Source organism: Streptomyces sp. NPDC008317 (assembly GCF_042955955.1).
Taxonomy (GTDB): Bacteria; Actinomycetota; Actinomycetes; order Streptomycetales; family Streptomycetaceae; genus Actinacidiphila.
Map to the genome: position 1 here is coordinate 171,941 of NZ_JBIBFQ010000012.1, position 10,552 is coordinate 182,492.

Genomic DNA, 10,552 nt, shown 5'->3' on the forward strand with positions numbered 1-10,552 from the left:
CGTCGTCCACGCTTATCCCGGTGAGCTTGTGCCACGCGCCGTAGCCGGAGCCGTCCCGGATCACGTACCAGACGTTCTTGTCGGCGCCGCGGGCGAAGACGTACGTGGCGCCGTCCATGGTCAGGGCGCGCGGGCCGCCGAGCAGCTTGACGCCCGCGGCCGGTACGTCCTTGTACGACGACCACTGCGGGAGCGTGACGGGCGCGCCGGTGCGGCCCTGCGGGGAGGCGGCGCCCGCGGTGGGCGCGGTCGGGGTGCCGCGGGTGGCGGTCGGCGTCGGGCTGGGCGGGGCGTCGTCCCGCGAGGTGCCGCCGGAGTCGTTGCCCGAGCCGGAGCCCGCGGTGGCGATCCCCCAGCCGCCGATGCCCGCGACGGCGAGCGCGGCGGCGGCCGCGGCGGCGAACTTGATCCGGCGCTGGCGCACGGCGTCGGAGACCGCGCGGTGCCGGGGGCTGGCCGGGCGGCCCGGCGCCGAGGCGCGGCGCTGGCTGTCGCGGGCCGCCTTGCTGCCCTTGCCGTTGCGGGAGGCGGCGCCGTAACCGGCCAGCTCCTCCGCCGTGGGCAGCTTGATGCTGGTGTGGGTGTCCCGGCTGGAGTCCGGCGCGGCGCCCCTGACCAGCGGTACGGCGCCGCGCGGGCGGTCGGCGCCGGGGCCGCGGGGCGGTTCCGGTGCACCGGGCGGCAGGTCGGCGAAGCCGTCGTCGTACGCGTCCTGGTCGTCCGCGCCCGGTCCGCCGTCGTCGGTGCCGGGGGCGGCGACGTCGAGCGCGGGCAGGCCCGCGAGGTGCGGCAGCAGGTCCCTCAGCCGGGTGGCCAGCTCGCCCGCGGTCAGCCGCGAGGCGGGGGCCTTGGCCAGGCAGGCCGCGAGAATCCGCCACAGGTCGTCGGTCAGACCGGGCAGCGGCGCGACGGTCTCGGTGACGTGCCGGCGCAGCACCGCGCCGGGGTGGCCGCCGCCGAACGGCGTGAATCCCGCGAGGAGTTCGTACAGCACGGTGGCCAGCGCGTAGATGTCGACCGACGCGCGCGGCGGCAGGCCCTCGATGATCTCCGGGGCCAGGTAGTCGGGGGTGCCGATGATCCGGGTGGCACGGGTGCGGCGCGGGGTGTCGACCAGCCGCGCGATGCCGAAGTCGGTGAGCAGCGCGGGCGGCGCGCCGCCGGGGCCCGTGGCGACGGCCGAGTCCAGCAGCACGTTCTCCGGCTTCACGTCGCGGTGGACGACGCCCGCCGCGTGCGCGGCGGCCAGCCCGTCCGCGACGTCCGCGGCGATCGCGACGGCGGCCTCCGGCACCAGGCGCCGCTCGCGTTCCAGCCGCGAGCGCAGGTCGGTGCCGCGGACCAGGTCCATCACCAGGGCGAGGTCGGTGCCGTCCACCACGAGGTCGCGGATGCCGACGATGTGCGGATGGTCCAGGGAGAGCAGCGCCGTGCGCTCCTGCACGAAGCGGCCGACGAGGTCCTGGTCGGAGGCGAGGTCCTCGCGCAGCAGCTTGATGGCGACCGGGCCCTCGGGGCCCTCGCCGAGCCACACCGTGCCCGCGGACCCCCGCCCGAGCACCTGGTGCGCGGTGTACCGGCTGCCGATCTTCCTGGCCAAGGCTTGCTCCGACTCCTCCGACAGTCCGTCGTGTTGGCGACAAAGCTACGCGGATCAGGGGCCGTTCGGGGTACGCGAGCCCCCTCACGCGCCGTTCCGCCACAGAAATCACCCTCCAGAAGTCGACAAATCCCCACCCCAAGCACCCCACCGGTGCAAGGGTGCCTCGCCGAGAGGGCACCGCCTTCGGGGGTGGGTGCGGGGGGTGCGCAGGGGGTGGGTGCGGCTGCGCAGGAGGTTGCGCGGCCAGGTCACCGCCGCGCAGGGGGGTTCGCCACTGGGGTCCGGTTGCGCGAGAGGCTGCGCCCCAAGGTCGCTGCTACGCAGGAGGGTTCGCCGGTAGCCATGGAGCCGAAGGGCGCGCCGGTGTTGAAAAGGAGAACGCGCACAGTGACCGAGGAACGAGGGAGCGAGCACGATCGACTGTCGACACCGGGTCTAAGCGCCCGGAGGCGGAAGGGCGGCAAAAAAAGGGGATCGGGGTGCGCATAGAAAGGACGGCTCCCCCGCAGGGTGAGGATGCGAGAGGCGGTTCGCACGACGGTGACCTCACGCGGGACGGCACCCGCGCAGGGTGAACTGGCACGAGGCGGTTCGCACCACGGTGAGCCCACACAGGACGGCACCCACCAGCCCTTACCCGCAACGCTGGGCCGACGGGAGGGGGTTCGTGCGCACGGCGAGCTTGCGCGAGACGACACCCACCCACCTTCACCCGCAACGCTCAGCTGCGCGAGAGGGCACCCACGCACGGTGAGCTGGTACGAGACGACACCCATCATGGTGGCCCCACGGGAGACGCCCCCCCAGGGTGAGATTGCGCGAGGCCCTCTTGTGTCAGCTCACCGCGATCCCCTTTTTTGCCGCCCTCTCGCCTCCGGCGGCTTAGATCCGGTGTCGACGGTCGATCGTGCTCGCTCCCTCGTTCCTCGGTCGCTGTGCGCGTTCTCCCTTTCAACACCGGCGCCGCCTTCGGCTCGCTGGCTACCGGCGAACCCCACCTGCGTAAACGCACCCGAGCGGCGAACCCCACCGCCCAGCGGTGCCGTAAGGGCGCAGCCCCTGCGCAAACGCACCCCGGCGGCGAACCCCCTTGCACAACCACACCCCGGCGGCGCGCCCTCCCCCGCAGCCGCACCGAACAGCGAACCCCACCCCGTAGCGCTGGCCTCGCGGCGCACCCTCCCCCGCAACCACACCCAGCGGCGGACCGCCCTGTCTCACGGGGCCGTCGTGCGGCGCACCCCGGCGTCAACCGGCGGGCGGAGCCCGTTAGTTGCCGTTGGAGTCGCCCGTGATCGAGGAGATTTTGTCGTAGACGGTGCTGACCCAGCCGGAGGAGGCGTCCCAGAGGTTGCGGGTGCTGTTGACCCAGTCGGGGAGGGGGGTGGTGTACCAGACGACGACGAAGATGACGACGATCACGAGGATGACGGTGAGGCAGCCCTTGAGGCAGCCGAGGCCCGGGATCTTCATGGGGTTGGCGCTGCGCTGGCGGGGCTCGCGCTGGCGGGGCTCGGGCGCGGGGGCGGGCGGGCGCTGGGGCTCGTAGCGTTGCGGCTGCGGCTGTTGGTAGCGCGGCTGCGGGGGCTGAGGGCGCTGCTGCTGGGGCTGCTGGTACGGCTGCGCGTACCCCTGTCCGCCCTGCTGCCCCCGACCTTGGCCCTGCCCCTGCCCCTGGTGCGGCTGGCGCGGGGGCTGTTGGGGCTGGGGGCGGCGGCGCGGCTCGCGGCGCAGGGGGTCCTGTTCGGGGGAAAGGTAGCGCAGCTCGGTCTGCTCGTTGCGGTGCCGCAGGGCGCTGAGCTGGGATTCCCACGGGTGCGGGCCCTGGGGGGTGCCGGGGCCCTCGTCCGGGATGGGCGGCAGGACGCGGGTGCCCTCGGCGGCGGCACCGCCGGGGCCGGGGTCGCCGGGCAGTTCGGTGGTGGAGGCGTTCGGGTCGTAGGTGGAAGGCGTCGCGCCCTGGCGGGAGGGCAGCACCTGGGTCGGCTCCGCGTCCCCGGAGGCGGAGGCGGAGCCCTGGCCGGTGCCGGGGACCAGCGTCGGTGTCGCGTCGGGCGCCAGGAGGCCGCCGACGGCGAAGGCCGCCTCGGCCGCGGCGGGCGAGGAGTGCACGCCGATGCCCGCGGCGACCACGCGCAGCGCGCGGGCCAGGTTCTCGGCGCTGGGCCGCTGCCCCGGCTCCTTGCGCAGGCAGCGCTCTATCACCGTCCACAGCGGTTCCGGCACGGTCGTGGGGCGGCGCGGCTCCTGGTTGAGGTGCGCCTGGAGCACTTCGATGGCGCTGTCGCCGCGGAACGGCGGACGCCCGGTGACCAGCTCGTACAGCAGGATGCCCGCGCCGTAGACGTCCACGGCCGAGGTCTGCGGGCGGCCCTGCGCGGACTCCGGCGCGATGTAGGCGGGGGTGCCGACGAATTCGTGGGTACGGGTGAGGCCCGGCGAGTCCGCGAGCCGCGCGATGCCGAAGTCGGTCAGCATCGGGTGCATCTGCGGATTGCCGTCCTCGCCGGTGACCGTGGCGAGCAGCACATTGGCGGGCTTGAGGTCGCGGTGCACGACGCCGTCGGCGTGGCTGGCGGCGAGCGCGTCGGCGACGGCCGCGGTGAGCAGTGCGGCGCCGACCGGGCTGAACGGCCCGTTCTCCCGCAGGTAGCGGTGCAGGTCGGGGCCGTCGATCAGGTCCATCACCAGGGCGAGCAGATCGCCCTCGACGACCAGGTCGCGGACCCGGACGATGTGCGGGTGGCGCAGCCGGACCAGCACGGAACGCTCGCGCAGGAAGCGCATCACCACGTCCGGGTCGCCGGCCAGCTCTTCCTTGAGCACCTTGACGGCGACGGCGCTGCCCTGCTCGCCGCGCACCTGGCCACGCCAGACGGTGCCCGTGGCGCCGCGTCCCAGCGGTTCCTCCAGGAGGTACTTGCTGCCTACCGGCCGCACGTCATGCGCTCCCTGCTCCGTAGTGTGTCCGCCCTGACCATGCGCGCCGCCGGCACGTGCGCGGCGGTGCTCATGGCCGTACTCATGGCGGGCTCGCCCTGATTCCGGCCAAGCGTAGTGCCGCCGGGCGGACCCGCGTCCTGGCCGCGCCACGGGAATCGGCCCGTGCCGCGTTCCGTCCGGCGTTCCGTGCCGTGCCCGGTGTCACGCCCACGACCCGCCGCCGGCCCGCCGTCGGCCGGACGACGGCCCGGCGAGGGCCCGCGGATGGTCCGGGAACGCCCGAGAACGTCCGAGAACAGTTGTCCGACCTAGGACGCGAGGACCGGGCTGTTGGTTGCGTCACGTGGTGTCACGGGCATGTGCCGTGGCGCGCGGTGAATCGCGCACTGAGGGCCCGCGCCCGGTTTGTGGCGGCGATCGGCCGCGAGCGGCGGCTTTCCGGTCGGATGCGGCGCTCTTTCCGGACGGTTTCCGTCGCGGGATGATCATCTGCCGTACTTTCAAGATCACTCGGGACGGGACCGGGGACGGGGTGTCAGTGGCGGGTGGGAGGATGCACCCGTACGGTCCGGTTGGGGCAACGGGGGCTCCACCGCTCGTGCTTGTACGTGTCGACGCGCCCGCGCGCGGCCGGGGAGGGGACTTCCCGCCGCGGGTCAGGGCAGAAGGGGAGCGCGGACGAGATGCAGATCCGGCTGACCGTCCTCGGGCCGCGCAGCGGTCGGGCCGTGCGCGCCTGCGACGTGCTCATCACCGCGCCCGCGGGGACCACGCTGGGCGCGGTGGCCGGTGCCCTCGCCTCCGCGGCCGGGTCCGGGCAGCCGGGCAGGTCCGCCGGGGCGTCCGTCGCGCTCTTCGCCGGGACGCTGCGGCTCGCGCCGACCACGCCGCTGGGCGTGCCGCCCCTGGTGGACGGCGCCCTGCTCTCGCTGCACGCGCCCGCGGAGCAGCGCGGCGGCCATGTCGCGGACCACGGTCAGTACGGCCGGTTCGGGCAGTACGGGCAGCCGCCCGCCGAGACGGCCAGGCTGCATGTGGTCGGCGGCCCCGACGCGGGCGGTGTGCACCTGCTCCAGGGCGGCCAGGCCAGGATCGGCCGCTCGGCCGACGCCGACGTGCCGCTCGACGACCCGGACGTCTCCCGTCTGCACTGCGAGGTCGCCTTCGGCGCGGACGGGCTCATCACCGTCGCCGACCTCGACTCGACCAACGGCACCACCCTCGCCGGGCGGTCCGTCGGCCCCCGCCCCCTCGCGCTGCCCCCGGGCGCCCTGCTCCGGATCGGCGAGTCGACGCTCCGCCTGGAGTCGGGAAGCCCCACCGGGCCCTCCGCGCTCGCCGCCGAGCCCGACGCCGACGGGCACCTGCGCGTCTCGCTGCGCGAGCCCTCCGCGCCGCTCCCGGTCACCGACCCCTCGTCCACCGTCACGCACGGCGCGGGCCTGGCCCTGGGCGCGGCCGTCGACGCAGGCGCGGGTGCCGCCACCGGCCCCGGTGCCTTCGGCGGTGCGCGGCCGGACGGCCTCCCCGGCGCGGGTACGTCCGGCACGGCGCACAGCCGTCCCCCGGCGGCGCCCGAGGCCGAGGCCTACGGCCGTACGCCCGGCGCCCCGTACGACGCGCCCGGCGCCCCCGCCGACGTGTACGGCGACGACGGCGACGAGGACGACGCCCCCCTGGGCAGTGGCCGCCGGGCCACCGGTGAGCGCCGGGCGCCCGGATTCGACAGCGCGCGGCGCCCCGGTGGCGGCGGCGTCGTCGGGTCGATAGGGGCCTGGGCGCGGCGGCGGCTCGGCGCGGCGAAGGGCGTCGCGGACGACGGGGACGGCGGGGAGGCCGAGGCGCTGCGGGAGCGGTGGCCCGATCCCGCGGCCGTCCTGCTGACGGCGCTGGGCCCGGGACGGCGGCTGTGGGAGCGCGGTCCCGGCCATCCGGACGCGCTGACCGTACGGCTGGGGACGGCGGATCTGCCGTCCGAGGACGGGACGCGGCTGCTGACGGCCGTGCCGTTCACCGTGGACCTGCTGGCGCCGCGGACGGCCGCGCTGACCCTGGCCGGGCCCCGGCCGCGGCTGGCGGGTCTGGCGCGCGCCGTCCTGGCACAGCTGTGCGCGCTGCACTCCCCCGCCGCTCTTGAGCTGGTGATGCTGAGCGCCGACCGCGCCCGCACCGCCGACCAGCGCGCCGAGGAGTGGTCCTGGCTGAACTGGCTGCCGCATCTGCGCCCCGCGCACGGCCAGGACTGCCGGCTGCTGCTGGCCTTCGACCGGGACCAGGCGGACGCGCGCACCGGCGAGCTGGCGCGCCGTCTGGAGGCGGGTCCGCTGGGCGCGGGCTGGGCCGCCGCGACCCCCGAGGCGGCTTCGGCGGCGGCGGCCTCGTATGAAGGGCCCTTCACGCTCCTGGTGGTGGACGGCGATCCGGGGTCCACGACGCTGCGGCAGACCGTGGCGCGGATCGCCGTCGCCGGACCCTCGGTCGGGGTGCATGTGCTGTGCCTGGCCGAGAGCGGGGAGCGGCCCGCCGTGGACACCGGGGTGGTGGCCCGGCTGTCGGGCGATGTGGCGACGACGCTGCGGATCGAGCCCGCGGGCCCGGCCGCCGCGAGCGCGCCGCCGGAACCGGCCGCCGACGAGATCGTGCTGGACGCCGTGTCGGCCGCGTGGGCCGAGCATTTCGCGCGCGCCCTGGCGCCGCTGCGCGAGGCCGACGGCGAGGTGTCCGGCGCCCGTTCGCGGCACGCGCTGCCCGGCACCGTACGGCTGCTCGACGAGCTGGACCTGGCGCTGGCCACGCCCGCGAAGATCGCCGACCGGTGGGCGGCGGCCCCCGCGGCGGTCGGGGCGGCGACGGCCGTCCTGGGCGTCGGCGCGGGCGGCCGGGTCGCGGTGGACCTGGTGACCGAGGGGCCGCACGCGATGGTCGGCGGCGCGCCGGGCTCGGGCAAGACGGAGCTGCTGCGGTCGGTCGCGGCGGCGCTCGCGGCGGGCGACCGCCCCGAGCGGCTGTCCCTGGTGCTGGTGGACGGGGCGGGGCAGGATCGCGGCGAGGGCCTGCGCGCCTGCGCCGACCTGCCGCATGTGAGTACGCATCTGGTGGCCTCGGACCCGTTGCGGATGCGGGAGTTCGCGCAGGCGCTCGGCGCGGAGCTGAAGCGGCGCGCGGAGCTGCTCGACGGGCAGGACTTCGCGGCCTGGCACGGGGACCGGCTGGTCGCCGCGACCGTGCCGCACCAGGGCGGGCCGCACCAAGGCGGCCGGTCCGACGGGCGGAACGAGGCGCGCGCCGGTGAGACGGGGGCGCGCAAGCCCACCGGCCAGGGCGCGGTGACGGCGCGGACCCAGCCCGTGCTGCCCCGGCTCGTGGTGGTCGTGGACGACTTCGACGAGCTGGTCGCGCCCGGTCTCGGCAGCACCGGCAGACCGGCGGCGGGCAGTGTCGTCCGGGCGCTGGAGGCGGTCGCCAGGGAGGGCGCGCGGCTCGGTGTGCACCTCATCGCGTCGACCGGCCGCCCGGAGCGTACGGCGGCCACCGAGGCCGACGAGCGGTCCCGGCTGCGGATCGCGCTGCGCATGCCGGACGCGGAGTCCGCGGCGCTGCTGGTGCATGTCGAGGACCCGGCGGGGCTCGACGACACGGTGCCGGGGCGCGGCTATCTGCGGCGGCCCGGCGGCGCGGTGACGGCGTTCCAGGCGGGCCGGGTCAGCGGCCGTATCCCGCGTACGGCGACGCTCCGGCCGACCGTCGTGGCGCTGGAGTGGGAGCGGATGGGCGATCCTCCGGCCCGCCGCCAGGTCCGCGAGCTGGGCAACGGCCCGACCGATCTCGCCCTGCTGGCCAGTGCCTTGCAGCGGGCGGCGGAGTCGGCGCCCGAGGAGGCGGGCGCGCGCGCCGCGGAAGGCGCCGCGTCCGCGAGCGCGCCGGGTTCCGCCCCCGGCCCGCTGATCTGACATCGCGCGCCCGTCGGACGGCCCGTCGGACGGGCATCCCGCCGAATCCGCCCGTACCGACGCGTCGGAAGCGTCCGAAGCGTCCGCGCGCGGATTTCACGCGGATGCCCTGATCCTGCCCCGTCCGCCAATTCGTACCCGCACGGCGATCCGATTCCGTCCGGCGGGCGGAAACCGTCATTGGTCTGAACCGGTCGGGTGGCCGACGGCGGTCAACTGGCCCGCGTCAGACGGCTGATCTGCGATGTTCCTACGGTCATCGCGCACGCCGTCCGTCGATTCCCGTGCGGATAGGCCGATTTGACGGGGCGTTGGCCAACGCCCCGTCATGCGGCACACCCGTGCCCCGGCATTCGGGAGGCGCGTGACGGACAAGCGGCGATATTCCAACCGCCGTCCCTGTTAAAGCGTTTGGCTCAAGATCACGTCATGGTCACGATAGCTGTCACGGAGCCCCGTACTCCCTTGCGGCTGGGGTTCGCGAAGGCATAGGACAGACGCCACGGGACTGAGGGGATGGCCAGATGCGTACGCTGAAGAATCCGCGCACCAGCCGAAACAACCGCACTACGCGCATAGCGCTCGCCACAGTGACGGCGACCGCGCTGGCGTTGACCGCCGCCGCGTGCGGCGGTGACAGCGACAAGAAGGACGACGGCGGGAAATCGCCGAGCGCGTCCGCCACGAGTTCCGCCTCGGGGGTCAAGCTGCCCGATCTGCACGGGCAGAAGCTCGAAGTGGCCGCCGTGTGGACGGGGCCGGAGCAGAAGAACTTCCAGAAGGTGCTGGACGAGTTCGACAAGCTCACCGGAGCGAAATCGACGTTCGTCCCGACCGGCGACAGCCAGTCCACCTTCCTCGGCACGAAGATCGAGGGCGGCGCCCCGCCGGATGTCGCCTTCCTCGCGCAGAACGGCGTGCTGCACCAATTCGCCGACAAGGGCTGGCTGAAGCCGCTGGGCCCCGAGGCGACCGCGCAACTCCAGAAGAACTTCTCGCCCGGATGGCAGAAGCTCGGGGCGTGGAAGGACAAGCAGTACGGCATCTACGCGAAGGTCTCCAACAAGTCGCTGATCTGGTACAACAGCGCGGCTTTCGAGACCGCGGGCGCCTCGGTGCCCAAGACCTGGGACGACTTCCTGAAGACCGCGGAGACCGTCTTCGAGTCGGGCACCGCGCCGGTCTCGGTGGGCGGCGCTGACGGCTGGACGCTCACCGACTGGTTCGAGAACATCTACCTCTCGCAGGCCGGACCCGAGAAGTACGACCAGCTCGCCGCGCACACCATCAAGTGGACCGACCCGTCGGTGAAGGACGCGCTCACCACGCTCGGGCAGCTCTTCGGCAAGAAGGACCTGCTCGCGGGCGGCAACAGCGGCGCGCTCGCCGCCGACTTCCCGAAGTCGGTGACGCAGGTCTTCACCGGCAACCCGCCGGCTGGCGCGATGGTCTACGAGGGCGACTTCGTCTCCGCGTTCATCGCCGCCAACACCAAGGCGAAGGTGGGCACGGACGCGAAGGTCTTCCCGTTCCCCGCGGTGGGCAGCGGCAAGGCGCCGGTGGTCAGCGGCGGTGACGTGGGCGTGGCGCTGAAGGACAGCCCGGCCGCGCAGGCGCTGCTGACGTACATCGCGACGCCGGAGGCGGCCAAGATCTGGGCGCAGGGCGGCGGTTACCTGTCGCCGAACAAGTCGCTGGACTTCGCGGCGTACCCGGACGACGTGCAGCGGTCCATCGCGCAGGCGCTGATCGCGGCGGGCGACGACTTCCGCTTCGACATGTCGGACCAGGCTCCGGCCGCCTTCGGCGGGACCAAGGGCCAGGGCGAGTGGAAGGACCTCCAGGACTTCCTCTCCAAGCCGTCCGATGTCGCGGGCGTGCAGGCCAAGCTCGAAGCGGACGCCGCCAAGGCGTACGGGAACTGAGGCGAGATGCCCCCGATGGCTGACTCCGCCGCGGGGGCGGGAGGCGGGGGGGGCCCCGGGGGGGGGGGGGCCCCCCCCCCCCCCCCCCCCCCCCCCCCCCCCCCCCCCCCCCCGCCCCCCCCCCCCCCCGC

Annotated in this window: 3 protein-coding genes and 1 pseudogene; 2 read left to right on the forward strand and 2 right to left on the reverse strand. The window is 74.9% G+C overall.

Annotated features, from left to right (window positions below):
* Positions 1-277 precede the first annotated feature (277 nt).
* Both ACFY9V_RS32145 and ACFY9V_RS32150 read right to left on the reverse strand, forming a co-directional pair.
* A pseudogene (locus tag ACFY9V_RS32145) lies at positions 278-1,600 on the reverse strand (serine/threonine-protein kinase); the annotation flags it as partial.
* Positions 1,601-2,872: 1,272 nt separating this feature from the next.
* Positions 2,873-4,543 (reverse strand): protein kinase, encoded by a 1,671-nt coding sequence (locus tag ACFY9V_RS32150; protein WP_391163985.1) that lies wholly within the window; start codon positions 4,541-4,543, stop codon positions 2,873-2,875.
* A 686-nt stretch (positions 4,544-5,229) separates the two neighbouring features.
* Between ACFY9V_RS32150 and ACFY9V_RS32155 the strand changes: the two genes are divergently transcribed.
* Both ACFY9V_RS32155 and ACFY9V_RS32160 read left to right on the forward strand, forming a co-directional pair.
* The gene (locus ACFY9V_RS32155) at positions 5,230-8,496 is read left to right on the forward strand and encodes an FtsK/SpoIIIE domain-containing protein (RefSeq protein ID WP_391163986.1); all 3,267 of its coding nucleotides are present in this window, start codon (positions 5,230-5,232) and stop codon (positions 8,494-8,496) included.
* Between the two features lie 524 nt (positions 8,497-9,020).
* On the forward strand, positions 9,021-10,421 hold the full coding sequence (locus tag ACFY9V_RS32160; RefSeq protein WP_355342949.1) for an extracellular solute-binding protein: 1,401 nt from the start codon (positions 9,021-9,023) through the stop codon (positions 10,419-10,421).
* Positions 10,422-10,552 lie beyond the last annotated feature (131 nt).